General features: G+C 61.8%; 16 protein-coding genes. 6 read left to right on the forward strand and 10 right to left on the reverse strand.

The features are described from left to right. Window positions 1–104: 104 nt before the first annotated feature. Entirely contained in the window at window positions 105–785 is a 681-nt protein-coding gene (inhA, locus tag MOQ67_RS11070) for an isonitrile hydratase (RefSeq protein WP_017846925.1), read from the reverse strand. 89 nt (window positions 786–874) lie between these two features. Here inhA and MOQ67_RS11075 point away from each other — a divergent pair, with 89 nt between their 5' ends. Next, a complete protein-coding gene (locus MOQ67_RS11075) occupies window positions 875–1,843 on the forward strand; it encodes a GlxA family transcriptional regulator (RefSeq protein WP_017846926.1) in 969 nt (322 codons plus the stop codon). On the opposite strand, the gene MOQ67_RS11080 is transcribed toward MOQ67_RS11075, so the two are convergent. The 3 genes from MOQ67_RS11080 to MOQ67_RS11090 form a co-directional block, all read right to left on the reverse strand. Beyond that, entirely contained in the window at window positions 1,840–2,739 is a 900-nt protein-coding gene (locus MOQ67_RS11080) for an alpha/beta fold hydrolase (protein WP_104903580.1), read from the reverse strand. The two genes, MOQ67_RS11075 and MOQ67_RS11080, sit on opposite strands and share 4 nt — an antisense overlap. A 155-nt stretch (window positions 2,740–2,894) precedes the next feature. Beyond that, window positions 2,895–4,718 carry a glycoside hydrolase family 15 protein gene (locus MOQ67_RS11085; RefSeq protein ID WP_198718278.1) on the reverse strand — a complete coding sequence of 608 codons (1,824 nt, stop codon included), beginning with the start codon at window positions 4,716–4,718 and terminating at the stop codon, window positions 2,895–2,897. A gap of 176 nt (window positions 4,719–4,894) precedes the next feature. Continuing rightward, window positions 4,895–5,785: a LysR family transcriptional regulator gene (locus tag MOQ67_RS11090; protein ID WP_017846929.1), complete on the reverse strand. Its 891-nt coding sequence runs from the start codon at window positions 5,783–5,785 to the stop codon at window positions 4,895–4,897. Window positions 5,786–5,952: 167 nt separating this feature from the next. Between MOQ67_RS11090 and MOQ67_RS11095 the strand changes: the two genes are divergently transcribed. The 5 genes from MOQ67_RS11095 to MOQ67_RS11115 all read left to right on the forward strand — a co-directional run bounded on the left by MOQ67_RS11095 (window position 5,953) and on the right by MOQ67_RS11115 (window position 12,944). Beyond that, window positions 5,953–7,035, forward strand: coding sequence for a 4-oxalomesaconate tautomerase (locus MOQ67_RS11095; RefSeq protein WP_046384115.1), 1,083 nt, complete (start codon window positions 5,953–5,955; stop codon window positions 7,033–7,035). 44 nt (window positions 7,036–7,079) lie between these two features. Further along, entirely contained in the window at window positions 7,080–8,411 is a 1,332-nt protein-coding gene (locus tag MOQ67_RS11100) for a dicarboxylate/amino acid:cation symporter (RefSeq protein WP_026140016.1), read from the forward strand. A 128-nt stretch (window positions 8,412–8,539) separates the two neighbouring features. Beyond that, complete coding sequence (locus tag MOQ67_RS11105) at window positions 8,540–9,844, forward strand: CitMHS family transporter (RefSeq protein WP_017846932.1); 1,305 nt, start codon at window positions 8,540–8,542, stop codon at window positions 9,842–9,844. Window positions 9,845–9,935: 91 nt separating this feature from the next. Continuing rightward, entirely contained in the window at window positions 9,936–11,189 is a 1,254-nt protein-coding gene (locus tag MOQ67_RS11110; protein WP_017846933.1) for an OprD family porin, read from the forward strand. A gap of 81 nt (window positions 11,190–11,270) precedes the next feature. Continuing rightward, entirely contained in the window at window positions 11,271–12,944 is a 1,674-nt protein-coding gene (locus MOQ67_RS11115; protein WP_198718277.1) for a methyl-accepting chemotaxis protein, read from the forward strand. A gap of 27 nt (window positions 12,945–12,971) precedes the next feature. Here the strand turns inward: MOQ67_RS11115 and tcuC are convergent, their stop codons facing one another. From tcuC to MOQ67_RS11145, 6 genes are all read right to left on the reverse strand, one after another. Continuing rightward, entirely contained in the window at window positions 12,972–14,267 is a 1,296-nt protein-coding gene (tcuC, locus tag MOQ67_RS11120) for an MFS transporter (protein ID WP_017846940.1), read from the reverse strand. 50 nt (window positions 14,268–14,317) lie between these two features. Beyond that, window positions 14,318–15,475 carry a tricarballylate utilization 4Fe-4S protein TcuB gene (tcuB, locus tag MOQ67_RS11125; protein WP_017846941.1) on the reverse strand — a complete coding sequence of 386 codons (1,158 nt, stop codon included), beginning with the start codon at window positions 15,473–15,475 and terminating at the stop codon, window positions 14,318–14,320. Continuing rightward, the gene (tcuA, locus tag MOQ67_RS11130; protein ID WP_017846942.1) at window positions 15,462–16,913 is read right to left on the reverse strand and encodes an FAD-dependent tricarballylate dehydrogenase TcuA; all 1,452 of its coding nucleotides are present in this window, start codon (window positions 16,911–16,913) and stop codon (window positions 15,462–15,464) included. Before tcuA ends, tcuB begins: the two co-directional genes overlap by 14 nt. Before the next feature lie 171 nt (window positions 16,914–17,084). Next, on the reverse strand, window positions 17,085–18,020 hold the full coding sequence (locus tag MOQ67_RS11135; RefSeq protein ID WP_017846943.1) for a LysR family transcriptional regulator: 936 nt from the start codon (window positions 18,018–18,020) through the stop codon (window positions 17,085–17,087). A 175-nt stretch (window positions 18,021–18,195) separates the two neighbouring features. Beyond that, window positions 18,196–18,759 (reverse strand): cytochrome b, encoded by a 564-nt coding sequence (locus tag MOQ67_RS11140; protein WP_017846944.1) that lies wholly within the window; start codon window positions 18,757–18,759, stop codon window positions 18,196–18,198. 106 nt (window positions 18,760–18,865) lie between these two features. Next, a complete protein-coding gene (locus MOQ67_RS11145; protein ID WP_017846945.1) occupies window positions 18,866–20,320 on the reverse strand; it encodes an aldehyde dehydrogenase family protein in 1,455 nt (484 codons plus the stop codon). Between the last annotated feature and the right edge of the window lie 3 nt (window positions 20,321–20,323).

The following is a 20,323-nucleotide window of genomic DNA, read 5'->3' on the forward strand; positions in this document are numbered from 1 at the left end:
CTTGGGGGGGAAAGGGCAGCCCGCGCTTCGGAATCGAGCTTCGTCGCAATCGCGCTGCCCCGTATCATCGGCGACCCGCCGCGCAGCGGCAACTGCGACGCGTATCAACCCAGGCGCGCTGCCGCCCGCGCAGTGATTTCTGCGCGGACCTTGCGCGACTCGGCCGTGCGTTTGTTGGCCTCTTCCAGCACGGCCTTCGGCGCGGTATCCGGCCGGCCGGCATTGAACGGTGGCGCCGGGGCGTATTCGATCTGCAACTGCACCAATTGCGCTGTCGCTTCGTCGTACAGCTCAGCGGCCAGGGTCAGGGCGAAGTCGATCCCCGCAGTGATCCCGCCGCCGGTGAGCAGGTTGCCGTCCCGCACCACGCGCGCCTGAACCGGAATGGCGCCGAGCGGGGCGAGCAGGTCGTGATAGGCCCAATGGGTGGTGGCCTTGCGCCCGCGCAGCAAACCGGCCGCACCGAGCACCAGCGAACCGGTGCATACCGAGGTGACATAACGCGCGGTGAGCGCCTGGGCCCTGAGGAAGTCGAGGGTCTGCGGGTCTTCCATCAACGGGCCGACGCCGCTGCCGCCAGGGACGCAGAGCACATCCAGGTGTGGGCAATCGGCGTAGGTCATGGTCGGCGTGAACACCAGCCCGGTGCTGGAGGTAACCGGCGAAAGGTCTTTCCACACCAGGTGCAACTTCACATCCGGTAGCGAGCCCAAGACGTCATAGGGGCCGGTGAGGTCCAGTTGCTGGATGCCGGGGAACAACAGAAAACCGATCTGCAAGGTCATGAATGAAGCTCCGATAAGGGGTGGACGGTTTCACTCTAGAGGCCTAGGCTTTGGCGAATACGCCATTGAACCCACGAATCACGCCAAACATGCCGCGCATCATTCATGTACTCGCTTTTGATAATGCCCAAGTGCTCGACGTGACCGGGCCCTTGCAGGTGTTCGCCTCGGCCAACGACCTTGCGCGCCAGCGCGGTGCGCCGTTGCCCTACGCGGTTTCGGTGATCGCCGCCCAGGCGGCGCCGGTGATGACCTCCGCCGGCCTGGCGCTGGTGGCCGAGCCGTTGCCCGCCGTCGACACGCCTTGCGACACCCTGCTCATCGCCGGCGGCTGGGGTGTCTACGGCGCCGCCGAAGACCTGGCGCTGGTGGACTGGGTGCGCGAAAAAGCCCGGCACACCCGGCGCATGGCCTCGGTGTGTACCGGGGCTTTTCTGCTGGCGGCCAGTGGCTTGCTCGACGGCTGTCGCGTGGCGACGCACTGGACACGCTGTGAAGAGCTGGCGCGCAAGTTCCCGGCGCTGACGGTGGAGGCCAACCCGATTTTCATCCAGCAGGGCACCGTGTGGACGTCGGCCGGTGTAACCGCCGGGATCGACCTGTGCCTGGCCTTGGTGGAACAAGACCTGGGCCGCGCCGTGGCCCTGGAAGTCGCGCGGCACCTGGTGGTCTTCCTCAAACGCCCCGGTGGCCAATCGCAGTTCAGCGTGACCTTGTCATTGCAAAAAGGCGACAGCCGCTTTGCCGAGTTGCACGCGTGGATCGCGGAGCACCTGACCCTCGACCTGACCCTCGCCACCCTGGCCGCCCAGGCCGGCATGAGCGAGCGCAGCTTCGTGCGTCACTACCGCGCCGAAACCGGCCAGACCCCCGCGCGCGCGGTCGAGCTGATCCGCGTCGAAACCGCCCGCCGGCAACTGGCGGACAGCAGCACATCGATCAAACGCATCGCCGTGCAGTGCGGGTTCGGTTGTGAAGAGACCTTGCGGCGCAGCTTCCTGCGGGTCTTGTCAGTCACGCCGCAGGCTTATCGCGAGCGCTTTTCGCCAGCGGCCTAGGCGAGCAATTCCAGGAGTGCCTCAAGGGTCGCTTGCGGCGCTTCCTGAGGGATATTGTGGCCGACGCCGGGCAACACCTGCCGCCGATAGAAGCCGCTGAAGTGCTGCGCGTCGTTATCCTCCAGCGGCGGCGGGCCCACGCCATCATCGGCGCCGCACAGCGAAATCGTCGGCACCGCGATCGGCGGTTGCAGCGCCAGCGCCTGTTCGATGGGCGCCAGTGCGGGATCGCCCGGTGCATACATGAAGCGGTGACGGTAGGAATGAATCACCACGTCGACAAAGTCCGGGTTATCGAACGATGGCGCACTCTGGCCATAGAGGCTGGGGCCTGCCGCCCAGGAGGGCGACCACAGTGACCACAGCAATTGGCAAAACGCCCGGCGATTGGCGGTCAACCCATCCACGCCACGCTGGGTGTGGAAATAGTACTGGTACCACAACCGATGCTCCGTCTCTGGCGGCCTGGGCTCGAGCGACTTGGCAATGTCCTGGATGTTGTAGCCGTCCCCGCTCACCAACCCGCGCACGCGCTCCGGCCACAGTGCCGCGACAATACAGGCGGCACGCCCACCCCAGTCGTAGCCCGCCAGGGTGGCCCGCGGGATACACAGCGCATCCATGAACTCCAGCAGGTCCTTGGCCAACGCGGCCTGTTGCCCGGAGCGCATCACCTGCGCGTTGATAAACCGCGTCGGGCCATAACCACGCAGGTACGGCACCCACACCCGACAGCCGCGCTCGGCCAGGGCCGGGGCGATATCGTCATAGCCGCGAGGGTCGTAGGGGAAACCGTGCAGCAGGATCACCGGTTCACCGTCGACGGGGCCGTGGGCTTCATACGCCACATCGAGCATCGAGGTGCGTACATAAAACAGCGCAGGGGCGATGGGCATGATGGGCTCCTATCGGGTGGGCGATGACTGCCGATGACACTACCGCCGATCCATTAACGCCACAAGGCTGAGAGGGTCGAGGGCCAAGAGTGTCCGGCATTCCGGTCGCCCGACCCTCCGTCATCGCGGCCTCGCTGACCCTCGACGGGTGGCGTTCAAGGCTGCCACACCGTCTTCGCGCCGCTCAACTTGCGATCCAGAAACGTTGCCGCGCTGATCAGTGCCAAATGGCTCAACGCCTGCGGCGTATTGCCCAGGTGGCGCGCCTGGTTGTCGAACTCTTCGGCGTACAACCCCAGCGGGTTGGCGTAGCGCAGCAACTGTTCAAACTCCAGATGCGCCTTTTCGACCTGCCCGGCGCGGGCCAGGCATTCGACGTACCAGAACGAGCAGGCGGCAAACGCGCCTTCGGTGCCTGGCAGGCCGTCGATCCGGCTGTCGTCGTTGCGATAGCGATAGACCATACCGTCGCGCACCAGGCTTTTCTGGATCGCTGCCAGCGTCGAGAGCCAGCGCGGGTCGGTGGCGGCGACGAAGCGCATCAGCGGCATGAGCAGCATCGAACCGTCCAGCGCGGTGCTGCCGGTATGCTGCACAAAGTGCCCGCGTTCTTCGTTCCAGAAATTGCCCCAGATATCCGCGTAGATCGCCTGGCGCGTCTGGTCCCAGCGTGCGAACGGCGCCGGCAGCGAGCGTTTGGACGCCAGGCGGATCGCACGGTCCAGCGCCACCCAGCACATCAGCCGCGAGTGCAGGAAGTGGTGCTGCTCGCCACGCATTTCCCAGATACCCACGTCTTTGCGGTTCCAGATATCACAGACCTGATCCGCGAGTTCGACCGTGTGTTTCCAGCCGTCGTGGGAAATGGCTTCGCCGTATTTGTTGACCAGATAAATCGCGTCCATCAACTCGCCGTAGATGTCCAGTTGGACCTGGTCGAACGCCTCATTGCCGATACGCACCGGCGTCGCGCCGCCATGCCCGCGCAGGTGCGTCAGCTGAGTTTCGGGCAGTTGCTGGCGGCCGTCGATGCCATACAGGATGTTGATCTTGACGGGCTGGTCGCTGCAGTCGCTGACCCGCCCTCTGAGCCAACGCATGTAGTGGTTGGCTTCGTCGACAAAACCCAGGCGCATGAACGCGTAGACCGTGAACGAGGCGTCACGGATCCAGGTGTAACGGTAGTCCCAGTTGCGCTCGCCGCCGGGCGATTCGGGCAGGCCGAAGGTGGCGGCGGCGATGATTGCGCCATGTTTGCGCGAGGTCAAAAGCTTCAGGGCCAGGGCCGAGCGGTTGACCATTTCGCGCCAGCGCCCGCGGTAGTTCGATTGCGCGATCCAGCCGCGCCAGAACGCGACGGTGTGCGTCAACGCCAGGTCGGTGCAGCTGCTGTCGACGCGCGGGTCGTCCTGCCCGCCGAGGACGAATTCGGCGCCTTCCTCCTGGGCCAGGACGAAGCTGGCCACTGCGGCGTTGTCTTCGACCTGCAGTGCGTGGCTGCTCGACAAGCGCAGAGCGGGCTGGCCGTGGGCGGCGAAACACACCGTGCCGTTGTCGAGGCTGGCGTGGGTGGGGGCGCGCGCATAGTCATGACGCACGGCGCAGCGCAGGTGGATCGTCACCTGGCCGCTGACCGCACGCACGCGGCGAATCAACAGGGGCAGGTCGTCTTCCTCACCGATGGTCAACAGGTCAGTGATCTCCACCACGGCGTCATCGCTGAGCCAGCGGGTCTGCAGCACGTTGGTGTCGGGCAGGTAGATCTGTTCGCGGCGGGCGTTGGGCAGGTCTGGCGTGAGCTGGAAAATGCCGGCGTCGGGCGTGTCGAGCAGCGCGCAGAAGATCGACGGGCTGTCGAATTCCGGCCAGCAGAAAAAGTCGATGCTGCCCTTGTCGTTCACCAGGGCGGCGCTGCGCATGTCGCCGATGATGCCGTGGGCGTCGATGGCGCTCTGTGGCTCGTGCTTGAAATCAACCATTGCCGCCCCCGGTCACCAAGGCTACTTGTTGCTGCCGCGAGAGATGCATCCGTTACCCACCGTTGAGTTGCGTTCAGTTAGCTGACTGGCGGGGCAGGGCACAAGTTCACCGAAAAACACCACAACTTGGCTGGCGCTCGCGGTAAATGACACACCACTGCGCCAGCAGAACCCATTCACTTCTCCCATTGCTCAAGCAGAATCGAAACAAATTTCTCCGCCGCTGGGGATAACGAGGCTCCGCGGCGGTAAACCAGTCCCAATGAACGGTTCACAATGGGCTCTATCAACGGGATGCTGACCAACGTCGGATGATCCACGGCAGGCATCGCCAGGCTCGGCACGGCCGAGACACCGAGGCCGGCTTCCACCAGGCCCAGCGACGTCGAAAGGTGTTGCACCTCATAGAACCACTGCGGGCGCCAGCTCAAGCCCGATAACGCATGATCGAGCAACATCCGGTTGCCGCTCAGGCGTCCGACCCCGATCAAGCGGTAATTGCTGAGTTCAGACCAGGTCACCGCGCTACGTTCCGCCAGTTCATGATCGCGTCGACACGCCAATACAAAAGGCTCGTCGACCAATGGCACAAATTCTATGTCGGGGTGCTGGCCGCTCATCATGTTGATGCCGAAGTCGGCTTCTCCGCGCAGCACGGCCTCCAGGCCTTCGTTGGCGCTGAGATCGAGCAGGCGGATACGGATTTGCGGATAGCGCTCGTTGTAGAGGCGGATGACCGAAGGCAGGAAGTAGAAGGCTGCGGTCGGGATGCAGGCAAGGGTGACCCGTCCGCTCTGTCGCTCTGCCAGCTCTCGGATGTTGAGTATCGAGTCGTCGAAGTCGTCCAGCAGGCGGCGTGCCTTGGGTAGAAAGTCCCGACCAACGCTCGTGAGACTCACCCTTCTGGTGGTGCGATCGAGAAGGGCGGTTCCCAAGCCTTCCTCCAGTTTTTTCATCCTCCGGCTCAGCGCCGGCTGGGACAGGTGCAATGCATCGGCAGCCTCGTGGAAGCTCCCGAGTTCGGCGATTTTCACGAACGATCGTATGTCATTTAGCTCATATTGCATTTTTTATAACTCGATGGAAGAGGGCGGCGGCGTTCAATCATCCTAAGTTTGTCATTCGCTAAACGCAATAATCAGGCTGATATTTGCATTGGAAACATTTTTCAAAGCCTGCGACTCTTGCCTCAAGAGCATTAATCAACCCGATTGATCAATAAGAGTCAGTGGTCATGCAACGAATTCCTTGTGTGCTTATGCGCGGCGGTACTTCCAAGGGGCCAGTATTTCTCGCCTGGGACCTGCCTGATGCGATCGAACAGCGTGATGAGCTGCTGCTCAACCTGATGGGCTCCGGCCATGAGCTGGAAATTGACGGCATTGGCGGTGGGAGCCCGCAAACCAGCAAGGTCGCCATCGTCAGCCCATCACTGCACCCGGACGCGGATGTCGACTATTTGTTCGTGCAGGTGATGGTCTCCCAGCGTCGAGTCGATACCGCGCCCAATTGCGGCAATATGCTTTGCGCCGTTGGCCCGTTTGCGGTCGAGCAGGGGCTGGTCAAGGCGTCTAAAGGCCTGACGCGTGTGCGTATTCGCAACCTCAACACGGGGACGTTTGTGAACGCAGACGTACACACTCCCGAGGGGACCGTCAGCTATGAAGGCGACACCGCCATTGATGGCGTGCCGGGGACTGCCGCTCCCGTGCAGTTGACCTTCCTGGATGCCGCGGGCAGCAAAACCGGCAAGCTGTTCCCGACGGGGCAGACTCAGGACCTGATCGACGGTGTCCCGATGACCTGCATCGACATGGCGATGCCGATGATGATCATCGAGGCTGGCCAATTGGGTAAACGTGGGGACGAAAGCCCTGCTGAACTGGATGCCGACAAAGCCTTCCTGGGGCGCCTGGAGTCTCTGCGGCTGCAGGCCGGCCTGGCCATGGGTTTGGGCGACGTCAGTGATAAAGTGATCCCCAAGCCCGTACTGGTGTCGCCGGCCAAGGCGGGCGGCACCCTTCAGGTGCGCTATTTCATGCCGCACAACTGCCACCGGGCACTGGCGATTACCGGCTCTATCGGCTTGGCCACCGCGTGCGTCAGTGAAGGCAGCGTGATTGCTCAATTGCTTGGCGGGGTGAGTGAACCGCGCTTGAAACACGTTCGAATTGAACATCCCAGTGGCGCAATAGACGTTGTACTGTCCTACACCGGGGCTCAGGGTGAGACAATTCGCGCTTCGGTAGTGCGAACATCGCGCAGGCTGTTCTCCGGTTATGTCTACGCCGCGGCTTCCCAACGACTTGCCGGATAACGTCCTTTAGTCATTGTCGTTTCTGCATCAGCACAATTCTAAAAATGGGTGATGCCATGAAGTTTGTAAAATCGCTCTACGTCCAGATTCTCTTCGCCGTGCTGTTGGGCGTGCTGGTCGGGCATTTCTGGTCACAACAGGCCATAGCCTTGAAGCCGCTGGGTGATGCCTTCATCAAGCTGATCAAGATGATGATCGCTCCCGTGGTGTTCTGCACCATCGTCACCGGAATCGCCGGCATGAGCGACAAGCGCTCCCTTGGGCGTTTGTTGAGCAAGACCATGTTGCTGTTCCTGGGCCTGACCGTGATCAGCCTGATCATCGGCCTGGTGGCGGTCTATCTGTTCAAGCCCGGTGTGGGCATGAACATCGACCCTACTCAGTTGAGCACCAAGGGGCTGTCGCACTACACCGATTCTGCGGCGAAGCTGGGCGTGGTCGAGTTTTTCATGCACATCATCCCCGACACGTTCATCGGTGCTTTCAATAAAGGTGAGGTGCTGCCGGTTCTATTCATTGCGGTGCTGTGCGGGTTTGCGCTTTCGGCCATTGGCGAGCGCGGCAAGCCGGTACTGGATGTACTGGAATCCGCTTCGCACATGGTCTTCAAGATCTTCTCCTACCTGATGCGCTTTGCGCCGATCGGTGCCTTTGGTGCCTTGGCGTTCACGGTCGGGCAGTACGGCATTACCTCGTTGGGCTCGTTGGCCAAGCTGATCATGACGCTGTACATCGCCTGCGCATTCTTCGTGTTTGTGGTGCTGGGGAGCATTTGCCGCGCGCATGGCTTCAGTCTGTGGAAGTTGCTGCGCTACTTGCGCGAAGAGTTCCTGGTGGTCCTCGGCACGTCGTCCACCGAGCCGGTAATGCCGCGGATGTTGGAAAAACTCCAGGCCCTGGGTTGCAACAAAGGCGTGGTCGGGCTGGTACTGCCCACGGGTTACTCGTTCAACCTCGACGGTACGGCGATCTACCTCTCGCTGGCGGCGGTGTTCATTGCCCAGGCCTGCAACATCGACCTGAGCCTGACCCAGACCGTGACCATGCTGGCAATCATGCTGCTGTCCTCGAAAGGCGCCGCCGGTGTCACCGGCTCCGGTTTTGTCGCACTGGCGTCAACGTTGACGGTCATTCACGACATTCCCTTGGCCGGCCTTGCCTTGCTGATCGGTATCGACCGCTTCATGTCGGAAGCCCGGGCCTTGACCAGCCTGGCCAGCAATGCGGTGGCGACTGTGGTGATGTCCCTCTCGGAAAATGCCTGCGATCGCGAAGTACTGATGCGCACGCTGGACGGCAAACCTTCCCCCATTGCCATCTCGGCCCAGGCCCAGAACCCGGACTGGGATGGTGTGACGGTCACGGACCGCGTCTGACCGGTCGCGGCTGCGCCCAGACACCTTAAACACCTCAATAAACACTCCCCGCCAGGCACAACTGGCGGGCGCGGAGTCGTGCGCCTGTGCGTCGGCCCCGTTACTTATAAGAACAAGAGAACTGACTTATGCTCGCATTACTTGGCTTGGCCATGGTGGTGGTTTTCACCTTCCTGATAATGACTAAACGGCTGTCGCCGATTGTCGCCCTGACGCTGGTTCCGATAGTGTTTGCCGTGATTGGCGGTTTCGGCGGCACTACCGGCAAGATGATGCTCGACGGCTTGAAAATGGTCGCACCGTCGGCCGCGCTCCTGCTGTTCGCGATCCTGTTTTTCGGCTTGATGATCGACGCCGGCCTGTTTGACCCGCTGATTCGCAAGATCCTCAAGCGCGTCAACGGCGACCCGATGAAAATCGCTGTCGGCACCGCGTTGCTTTCGCTGGTGGTGGCATTGGACGGTGACGGCACCACCACCTACATGATCACCTGCGCAGCCATGCTTCCGCTGTATAAGCGCATCGGCATGAACCCGATGATTCTGGCGACCATTTCCATGCTTTCGCTGAGCATCATGAGCGGCATGACCCCCTGGGGAGGGCCCGCGACCCGCGCGATTGCGGCACTGGGCCTGGATGCCGGGGCCTACTTCGTACCCTTGCTGCCGACCATGATCGGCGGCGCGATGTGGGTGGTGTTCACCGCGTTCCTGCTGGGCCGCGCCGAGCGCAAGCGCATCGGTAACATTCAATTGGAGAGCGGCGGCGGTAACTGCTACATCAACGCAATACTCGAGGACACGCCGCACAAGCGCCCGAAACTGGCCTACGTCAACCTGCTGCTGGTCATCGCGGTGATGGTCGCGCTGGTGATGGGGATCATGCATTCCGCGATCCTGTTCCTGATCGGGTTCGTCCTGGCGCTGATGATCAACTATCCGCAACTGGACATTCAGAAGGAACGCATCCTTGCCCATTCGGGCAACGCCATGACGGTCGTATTGTTGGTGTTTGCCGCCGGCATCTTTGCCGGGATTTTCTCTGGCACGAAGATGGTCGATTCTCTCGCGCAGACACTGGTTGACTGGATTCCACCGTCCTGGGGGCACCTGTTCCCGCTGGTCGTGGCCGTTACCAGCATGCCGCTGACGTTCGTCCTGTCCAACGATGCCTACTACTTCGGCGTGGTGCCTATCCTGGCCAACGCCGCTGCGGCCTACGGCATTGATCCGCTGGAGATCGCCCGCGCATCGATTCTGGGGCAACCGGTGCATCTGATGAGCCCGTTGGTCGCCTCGACCCTGTTGTTGGTCGGGATGGTCGATCGCGACATCGGCGATTTCCAGAAAGCCACCGTCAAGTGGGCCGTGCTCACCTCATTGGTCATCACGGCGCTGGCTTTGTTGACCGGGGCGATCAGTCTCTTCACCTGATTCAACCCAATCTCCTGTTTTTCACTGACGCGCCTCACCCGCGAGGCGCGCGATCTCCTGCACGCCAAATAACAACAATGAGTAGTTTGCTATGAACACTGTACATACCCAACGGGTGCTGTTTTCACTGCTTGGTTTGTTGCCGCTGGCCAGTGCCAGCGCCGAAGGATTTATCGATGACAGCAAGCTCAAGCTGCAATTGCGCAACGTCTATTTCAATGAAAACTTTCGCGACGAGCATGGCTTGAGTGCCCGATCAGCCAGGACCGCCAAGAGCGAACGCACCGAATGGGCCCAGGGATTCCTGCTGGATTACCAGTCGGGATTCACTCCAGGCACCGTTGGGTTTGGGGTGGATGCCCTGGGCCTGCTCGGGGTCAAGCTCGACTCTGGACGTGGCCGCAGCGGTACAGGCTTGTTGCCGGTTCACGCTGACGGGCGGGCGGCCGACGAGTTCGCCAGCCTGGGCATGACCGCCAAGGCCCGACTGGCCAAGACCACGCTCAAATACGGGACCTTGCTGCCCAAGACACCGGTACTGATCTACAACGATGCGCGTCTGATGCCGCAAACCTACCAAGGCGCACAGATCAACAGCCTCGACATCGAGAACCTCAGCCTCACCGGAGGCCACCTCGATCGATTCAAGCTGCGTGACTCCACCGACAGCATGCCGATTGTGCCCGACGGCTATAGCGGCGCCGAATCCGGGGACTTCAGTTATGCCGGCGGAGAATACAAGCTGGGGAAAAACATTCGCCTGAGTTACTTCTACGGCGAACTGGAGAACTTCTACCGGCAGCATTTTGCCGGCATCCAGCACGATCTACCCTTGGGCGGCGGCGTGCTGACCAGTGATTTGCGCTACTTCAACAGTGTCGATAGCGGCTCTGCCTACGGCGGCAAGATCGATAACAACATGCTCAGTGGGCAACTGTCCTACGCCATTTCCGGGCATACCTTCGGTGGCGGGTATCAGACCCTCAGCGGGGATGCCGGGTTGCCATACATCAGTGGCGCGACCGTCTATTCGTTCAGCAACGCCGGTATCGGTAAGTTCATCGAAGAGGACGAGAAGACCTGGATGCTCAACTACGGCTTCAACTTCGCCGCCCTGGGTGTCCCCGGCCTGACCTTTTTCACGCGCTACCTGAGCGGTAACGACGGTAAGTCCAACACCACGGTCAAGGAATGGGAACGCGATGCCGAACTGGCCTACGTGGTGCAGCAAGGCACCTTCAAAGGCCTGGGAGTGAAGCTGCGCAACTACGTCTACCGCTCGGATTTCTCCCGTGGTCGTGACAGTAATCGGATCTACTTCACCTACGACATCGCGCTCTGGTGATCCACTGCTCGCGGCCACGCGACATTCGCGGGCCGCTTTTGCATCGGCGGCTTCATAGGATCGGGGTGAAGGAATCAAATAATGTCGTTCAAAACCAAAATACTGTTGCTGACCTTATTGCCGGTGCTGTTGTTTGCGCTGGTTTTAGGGTTGAGCGCGCGCAGCACGTTGCAGGCCCAGGCCGAGCAGGAAGTCGCACAGACCCGTGAACGGCTGCTCGAGGAAAGCCGCACCCGACTCAAGGATTACGCGAGCATCGCTCAGACGTCCATCACCGAACTGTATGAGCGGGCGGCTGCCGGGGACCTTTCCGGCCGAGCCTTGGCAATCAGCCGACTGTCCAGCGTGAAGTATGGTGATGACGGGTATTTCATCGGCTATGACAGTCAGGTCGTGCGCCTGTTTCGCGGTGACAGCAGCGAAGGCGTCGGCACCAACATGAGTGATCGCAAAGACATCAACGGGAAGTACCTGAACCGCGAGATGGTCGAAGCGGCCAAAAACCAAACGCACTTCGTCACCTATTCGGGTGGGGTCGTCAACACCGATAAGGTGGTGCCCAAGCTCGCTTACAGTTTCTATTTGCCCAAGTGGGACATGGTTGTCGTCACCGCGGTCAATCTGGACAGCATTGAAACCCAGGTCGCCAGCGTGCGGGCAGATGTCGAGCTGCGCATACACCACTTGATGCTCAGCATTGCGCTTATCGCTGGCGCGCTGATCGGCATCATCGGGGTACTCGCGCTTCTGCTGGTCAAGCGCAGCTTACGGCCCTTGACCTTGATCCGCGCTCACCTCGATGAAATCGCCGCGGGCGAGGGGGATCTGACACGGCGTCTGCCGCTTGTGAGTCGCGACGAGCTGGGACAACTGGCCGGTTCGTTCAATGCCTTTATCGAAAAGATTCACAGCCTGGTCAGCCAGATCGTCGCGATGAGCGAACAGTTGACCGGGTCTGTCAGCCATGTGGCCGAGCAGAGCCGGCAGATTGACCGGGCCATGGATCGGCAGCGCCTGGAAACCGACCAAGTGGCCGCGGCGATAAACCAGATGTCGTCGGCGGCGCAGGAAGTCTCGGCCAGCGCGCACAATGCGGCAAACGCAGCGGTCGAGACCGACAGGCAGTCCCGTCACGCCAGGCAGATCGTCAACGGCAGTATTGCGCGCATTCAGGCACTGACGGTCGAGTTGGATGAGAGTGGCCTGTCGATGAAAAATCTGCAAAACGACGTGACGTCTATCGTCACCGTGCTGGACGTCATTCGCTCGATTGCCGAACAGACCAACCTTTTAGCCCTCAATGCAGCCATCGAAGCCGCGCGTGCCGGTGCGGCCGGGCGCGGGTTTGCCGTGGTTGCCGATGAAGTGAGGGCGTTAGCCAGTCGCACTCAGCGCAGTACCCAGGAAATCCAAGCGATGGTCGAGCGTCTGGAGAGCGCTACCGGCGGGGTGGTCACGGCCATGCACCAATCCACCGAAGCCGCCCAGGGCGCTAACGCCGAAGCCGACCAGGCGGGTGAGTTTCTGGGCAACACGGTCGAGCTGATCGCCACGATCAATGCAATGAACGCGCAAATCGCAAGTGCCGCGGAAGAGCAAACCGCGGTGGCTGAAGAGATCAACCGCGGAGTGCATCAGATCGCACGCGCCATCGACGCGGTTGCCAACCAGACGCAGCAGGGGGTCCAGACCGTCGACGAGTTGTATGCGATCGGCAGCCGCCTGCAAGGCTTGCTGGGGCAATTCAAAATCTGAGGCTGCCCTGCAGGGATACCGCGCTTATCAGGCGCTGACCGTCACCGCGTTTTGCTTGCGATACAAGATCGTCGTCGCCGTGAACCCGCATAACGCCGCAAACATCAGCCAGTAGGCCGGTGATGCCTTATCGCCGGTTACTTGCACCAAAAGGGTGGATACGGCGGGTGTAAAGCCGCCAAACACTGCAGTCGCCAAGCTGAACGCCAGGGAGAACCCGACGACCCTGACGTTCTGTGGCATCACCTCAGTCAGCGCGGCAACCATTGCGCCGTTGTAAATGCCAAAGAAGAACGAGAAGTACAGCAGCACGCTGAGGAGTCGTTCGAAGCTGGCCGCGGCGGCCAGCCAATGCATGGCGGGGTAAGCGGTGCATAGGCACAACAAAGAGATCGCCAGCAATAACGGGCGCCGGCCGATACGGTCGGAGAGTGTGCCGCCGATGGGCAACCAAATGAAGTTGCTCAGGCCGACGAAGAGCGTGACCACCAGGCTGTCGGTGGTGCTCAGGTTCAGTACGGAACGGCCGAAAGTCGGGGTGTAGACGGTGATCAGGTAGAACGTGGTGGTGGTCATCGACGCCAACAGACCGCCAGCCAGTACCGTGCGCCAGTTGTCGCGCATTGAGCGGAACACTTCATTGGCCGTTGGGTGATGCTTGCGTGCTTTGAACGCCTCGGTTTCCTGCAACGAACGGCGAATGATGAAGATGAACGGGATGATCACGCAGCCGATAAAGAACGGGATGCGCCAGCCCCAGGCAGCTACCTCGGCGGCTGCCATGGACGCGTTGATCGTGTAACCCAGCGCTGCCGCAAGAATGATCGCCACTTGTTGGCTGGCCGATTGCCAACTGGTGTAGAACCCGCAGCGGCCCGGCGTGGCGATTTCAGCCAGGTACACCGAAACGCCCCCCATCTCCGCCCCGGCGGAGAAGCCCTGCAACAGTCGTCCCATCAACACCAATACCGGTGCTGCCACTCCGATGCTGGCGTAGCCGGGCACGAGCGCAATCAATACCGTCCCGGCCGCCATGATCGACAGCGTTACGATCAGGCCCTTGCGCCGTCCCACCTTGTCGATGTACGCCCCCAGCACGATAGCGCCCAGCGGACGCATCAGGAACCCGGAGCCGAATACGGCGAAGGTCATCATCAGCGAAGCGAACTCGCTGGTGGCAGGAAAGAACGTCTGGGAGATGTAGGTCGCGTAGAACCCGAACAGAAAGAAGTCGAACTGTTCGAGAAAGTTGCCGCTGGTGACCCGAAGGATGGCGCCCAGTTTTGAACCCTTGGACGGGGTGTTTTGTGTTGTTGTTTTCATTATGGCTACCGTGGTGATCAATCTTGTTTTTGGAATGACGGTCTTGACGATCAGTCGCTTGCGGCGTTGATGGGGTTGGGTTGACGTTTTTCGATGGAGTATTTGAGCAGCGCGGCGCTGCGGAAGATGCCGTGGGCGAATTTGCTGTAGGGCATGGTCAGGAAAAAAGCCATGACCAGGCCGAGATGGATCGCCAGCAACAGGCCCAGGGCCATGCTTTCGCGAAACGCCAGGAGTGCCAGGCCGCTGGCGCTGACGAGAAACAGCAGCGCGATGAAGCCGCGATCCATGGGTTTCTGCTGTTCATCGCCGTGTTCGGCGTTGCGCCGCAGGTTCAACCACAAGAGCCCCGCCGGGCCGACCAGCAACCCGAACCCGCCGACGATGCCGAGCATCACCGGCACGCTCAAGACGGGGTAGGGCGCCGACCAGCCCAGCAGGAAATGGTAGAGCGTGGCCACGCCGGTGGCGGCGAAGCACAGCATGAAGCCGTAGAAGGTGAAGTGATGGAAGCGCCGCCGCCACAAGGTGAATCGATCATCGGCGTTGTTGCAGCCCTCGCCGTGGCCACCATCCAGGTACTTGAGCGTGGCCACATTGGCGCTCGCTTCCAGGGCCGCCGATGTTGTTTGCTCGCGGGAGGCCTCGACCGGCGAGACATTGCGCCAAAAGCGCCGCACGCCGATCGCCAATGCAAGCACCGCGAAACCAAACACTGCGCCGAACATCAGGGCCAGGGTGTTATGCGGGAAGATCCCGTAGAAATTCCCCCCGGGCATTGCCGTGAACAGATTGCCCATCATCATCAACGTCAGGCAAAGGAACAGCGCCAGCCCCGCGCCGGATGCCAGCGCCAGGGTCAGCCCGTTGCGCCGGTATAACGTGCCCATCGCTTGCGGCCAGGCGTACTCGGCATACGTGTCGAGGCGGACTTTGGCCATGGCCTTGGGCACATTGATCGCAAATTCATGCGGTGCGGCGTACTGGCAGGCATGCAGGCACGCGCCGCAGTTATGGCAAAGGTTCGCCAGGTAATGGATGTCCGCCTGAGAAAATTCCAGGCGCCGGGTCATGGCCGGGAATACCGCGCAGAAGCCCTCGCAATAACGGCAGGCATTGCAGACCGTCATTTGTCGCTGGACTTCGCTTTCATCAAGGTTGAGGACGGGAATCAGCGTGCCCGGCGCCTTGGGATCAAACAGCTGCATGTTGCGGCTCCTGGGATGAACGGGTGATGAAGCCGGCCGCGGCGGCGGCTTGCACGCCGGCAATGCGACCGAATGCGGTGCCGATGGCCATGCCGATGCCGGCGGTGTAGCCCTTGCCCAATACGTTGCCAGCCATCATTTCTCCGGCGACGAACAGGTTGGGGCTCGCCTGGCCATTGAAGCGAACGGCGGCGGTAGCGTCGGTGGCGAGGCCTAAATAGGTGAAGGTCACGCCCGGCTTGAGCGGGTAGGCGCAGAAGGGGGGCTTGACCAATGGGCGGGCCCAATGGGTTTTGGCGGGCGTCAAACCTTCGGTGCGGCAATCGTCCAGGGCGGTGTGGTCGAACGTACCGACGCGGCAGGCCGCGTTGTAGGCCTGGATGGTGCTGACAAATGGCGCCACCGGGAGCTTCAACTGGCGCGCCAGGTCTTCCAGTGAGTTGGCTTTGGTGCCCGGAAACACCGGCGGCATGAACCGACCGATGGCTTGTTGGTCGATGATCGAATAGGCCTGTTGACCGGGCTGCCCCGCGACCAGGCGCCCCCAGATCGCATAGCGCTTGGGCCAGAAATCCTCGCCCTCGTCATAGAAGCGCTCGCCGTCGCGATTGACCACCACGCCCAGCGATACACAATCGATACGCGTGCAGATGCCGCCGTCATACAACGGTGCGCGGGCGTCGATGGCCACCATGTGCGCCTGGGTCGGGTCGCCGATAAAATCGGCGCCCAGTTGCTGCATGCGCCGCAGCAGTACGCCAGTATTGAAGCGCGTGCCGCGAATCAGAAAGTTGTCCGAAGGCCACTCGCCGCGCTCGTTTTGCCCCCACGCTTCACGCAGCCATTCGCGGTTGGATTCGAACCCGCCCGCCGCCAGCACGCACGTCCTGGCCTGGATACGTTCGGCGGGCAGACGTTGCCCTTCGGCATCGCGCGCGCTCAGGTGGGCCGCGACAAATGTTCCCCCGTTCAATTCGATGTCGGTCACTTGCGCGTTGTAGCGGATGTTCACGCCCAACCGCTCGGCGCTGCGGTAATACGCGTTGACCAACGCCTTGCCGCCGCCCATGAAAAACGCGTTGGTGCGCGCGACATGCAACGCGCCGGATAACGACGGCTGAAAATGCACGCCATGGGCGCGCATCCAGTCACGGCAGTTCGATGAGGCGCGGATGACCAGACGAGCGAGCTTCTCGTTGGTCATCCCGCCGGTGACTTTCAGCAGATCCTGCCAATACTCCTCTTCGGGGTAGGCCTCGACCAATACATCCTGGGGCGCGTCGTGCATGCAGCGCAGGTTGCGGGTGTGTTGCGAGTTGCCGCCGCGCCAGGCTTTGGGCGCGCCTTCAAGCAACATCACGCTGGCGCCGGCCTCTCGGGCCATTAACGCCGCGCACAAGGCGGCATTGCCGCCGCCAATGACTAATACGTCGATCATCATCACTCCTCGATCGCGAGGAGGCGTGAACGAAGGGCTCCTCGCGAGTGGCGAGACCTTAGGGCAGCGAGCGTTGGGTCGAAAGGCGCGTTAGCGGTTGGGGTGTTTAGTTTTCGTAAAGGCTTTGCGGGTTGCCGCTGGCCCTGAAGCGCGGGCGAGGGCGGCTGGAGATCAGGGCGTGATGTCTTCGATCCACGAGGCGCCCGGCCATTGATGATCGATCACCAGCTGCCGCGCCACATCGGTGATGACCAGCCGCGCCGCGAGTGCCGCGGGCGCCAGCTCATCATCCGGCAGTGTCGCCAACAGGTTTCGCCGGCCGACATGAGCATCGGCGATTTCCACCACCGAAAGCCCCGACTCGCCTTTGAGCGCCACCGCCGCGCCGGGCTGGATGGTGGCCGCGTGGCCGGCGCGTACAGCGTTCATCAACACGGCCAGGCCATCCACCTCCATGATGATGTTGGGCGTCAACCCCGACCGCTCGAACGCCGCCATCAGCGTTGAGCGCAAACCGTGTTGCGCACTCGGCATCACCAGTGGCAGTTGCCCCAGGTCCGCCATTTGCACAGAGCTTCCTTGCGGGGCATCCGGCAAGTGTGGCGAGCAGATGACAAACAGTTTCTCGTCAAGCAGCGGCGTCACGCTCCAGCGCTTGCCCCCTTCAAGTTGAAATAAAATGGCCAGATCGATCTGCCGGGCATTGAGTTGCGTGGCCAGATGCCCGGACAGCATCTCGATCAGGTGCAACTGAATATCCGGATACCGCGCGCGCATCGCATTGATCAAGGGCAGGGCAAGCACCGTGGCTGTGGTGGGCGGCAAGCCCACGGTGACATACCCGCTCATCCGCCCACGGTGTGCCGCCAGGATCGCATTCTCGGCTTGCCTCAAGCACAACTGCGCATGGTGCAGGAACGCCATGCCGGCCGGGGTCGGTGTGACGCCGGTGGTCGTGCGGTTCAGCAGGCGGGTCGAGAGTTCGCTTTCGAGTTTGGCGATCTGCTGGCTCAGCGCCGACACGCCCACGTCCAGCTCAAGGGCTGCGCGGCCCAGGCTGCCGTGTTCGACAATGTTGACGAAATAGCGCAGTTGTCTTAATTCCACGCGTTACTGCTCCACTTCAAATGAGTACCTACCTGTGTAACGGTGGGTCGGGGAACGTCAGCCACCACGCACCGAGCGGGCGAGGCGGCGCGTGGTCAGCCTGAGAGGTAACGCGTCGGCCGTCAACTTCCAGCGTTGGGTTCGCTGCTGGCCGGCGTTGTTGGCGTGCGCCAATTCATAACATGCGGCGCAGCACGTCGCTACGAGGATCTTTGTCGTAGAAGCGGTGCTTGAGCGCACCGGCGATGTGCAACAGGATCAGCCCGAGCAAGGTATACGCAAGTACCTTGTGCAGCCACTGGAAGACGACGAACCAGTCGTCATTTTTCGCCAGCAGCTCCGGCAGGTTGATCCCGAAAAAGAACACCCCGTCGCTCATCGTGTAGGTGCTCGACATCGAGTAACCCATCAAGGGCACGATCACGAGCAGTGCATACATGGTGCGTTGCGCAAGTCTTGACAGAAACCGCTCATGCCTGGCCAGCGTTAACGGCGGCTGCGGGAGTAGGGGGGTGCGTACACGCACGGCGAGCTGAACCAGGACCACCAGGAATGTCAGCACCCCGAACGATTTGTGCCATGGGTAATAGAGTTCGAACTTGCTCGCCACTTCGTCATTCATGCCGGTCATATGCCAGCCTGCCCAGAGCAGGCCGATGACGAGCAAGGCGCGCACCCAGTGCAAAATGCGCAGGGACGTCGAGTACTGATCGGTTGTCAGTTTATCTGTCGGGTTCATCATAGGCTCTCCATTTATATCAAAGGCATCAGTGAAGTGATGCACGTTTGAACGTCCGCCCTTACCGAGCAACGCTTGGCCGGCTCGGTCAGGGCGAAGATTGTTTTTACTTGGGCAGCAGCACGGTGATGACCTTCTCTTCGGTGTACGCCAGCGCGCCGCCAAACCCGCCTTCACGGCCTATGCCGCTGGTCTTGACGCCGCCCCAGGGCAGGTTGGCATCCAACGGGCTCCAGCAATTGACGCCCACGGCACCGACTTTCACGGCGCCGGCTACGCGGTGCGCGCGCACCAGGTCGGTGGTCCACACGGTGGCTGCGAGGCCGTAGGTGGAATCGTTGGCCAGTGCGACAGCCTCCTCTTCGCTGTCGAACGTGATCACCGTGCCGACGGGACCAAAGATCTCGTCGCGGGCGATCGCCATGTCGTTGTTGGCGTTGGCGAAGATCGTCGGCCGCACAAACCAGCCGCGCTCAGGCGTCGATACACCGCCGGCGAGCAGAGTAGCGCCTTGGTCAATGCCCAGTTGGATGTAACGGTTAACGCGATCGAATTGTGCTTTCTTGGCCACCGGGCCCATCTGCACGCCGGGCTCCCGAGGGTCGCCCACCTTGACGGCTTGCGCGGCGTCGGCAAGCGCCGCGGCGAAGCGATCGGCGATACCGCGCTGGACCAGAATGCGCGAGCCGGCGGCACAGATCTGGCCCTGGTTGGCGAACAGTCCGAGGGTGCAGCCGCGCAGCGCGTCTTCAAACGAGGCGTCGTCGAAAACGATCTGGGGGCTCTTGCCGCCCAGCTCCAATGCCACATGCTTGAACAACACGCCCGCGGTGCGCTGGATCTCGCGCCCCGCCTCGGGGCTGCCGGTAAAGCTGATCTTGGCGATGTGCGGGTGTTCGCACAGGGCACGCCCCACCTCGGCGCCATAGCCGGTGACCACGTTGATCACACCGTCCGGGAAGCCCGCTTCCCGAGCCAGCGCGGCCAGGTGCAGGGCGGACTGTGGTGTTTCTTCCGAAGGCTTGATGACCACCGTGCAGCCGGCCGCCAGTAACGCGGCCAGTTTCCAGACGGTGATCATCAGCGGCGAGTTCCAGGGCACGATCGCCCCGACCACGCCCACCGGTTCCCGAACCGTGTACGAGAGGGTCTTAGTGCCGAAGTAACCGCCGGAGGGAATGGTGCGGCCCTCCAGTTGGTTGGCCCAGCCGGCGGCGGCGCGCAGGTTGGCGAGCGCGTTGGGCACGTCCATCCGACGGGGCTCGATCGGCGAACGACCGATGGCGTTGGCGTCCATGTCGGCGAGCAATTCGGTGTCGCGCTCTACCAGATCCGCCAGCTTCAACAGCAGTCGAGCGCGCTGGGCACCATCGAGCTGGCTCCAGGCGCCCTGCTCCAGTTGGTGGTGCGCGGCGTTTACGGCGCGGTCCACATCGTCGGCGGTGCCGCGCGCGCAGCTGCCGTATACCTGTTCGGTCACAGGGTCGACCAAGGGGATGCGTCGGCCGTCGGAGGCTTCGCAGCCAGTGCCTTCGATGAAGTGATTCAAGTGCTCAGTCATGTT

It is taken from the genome of Pseudomonas sp. LY-1, assembly GCF_053502595.1.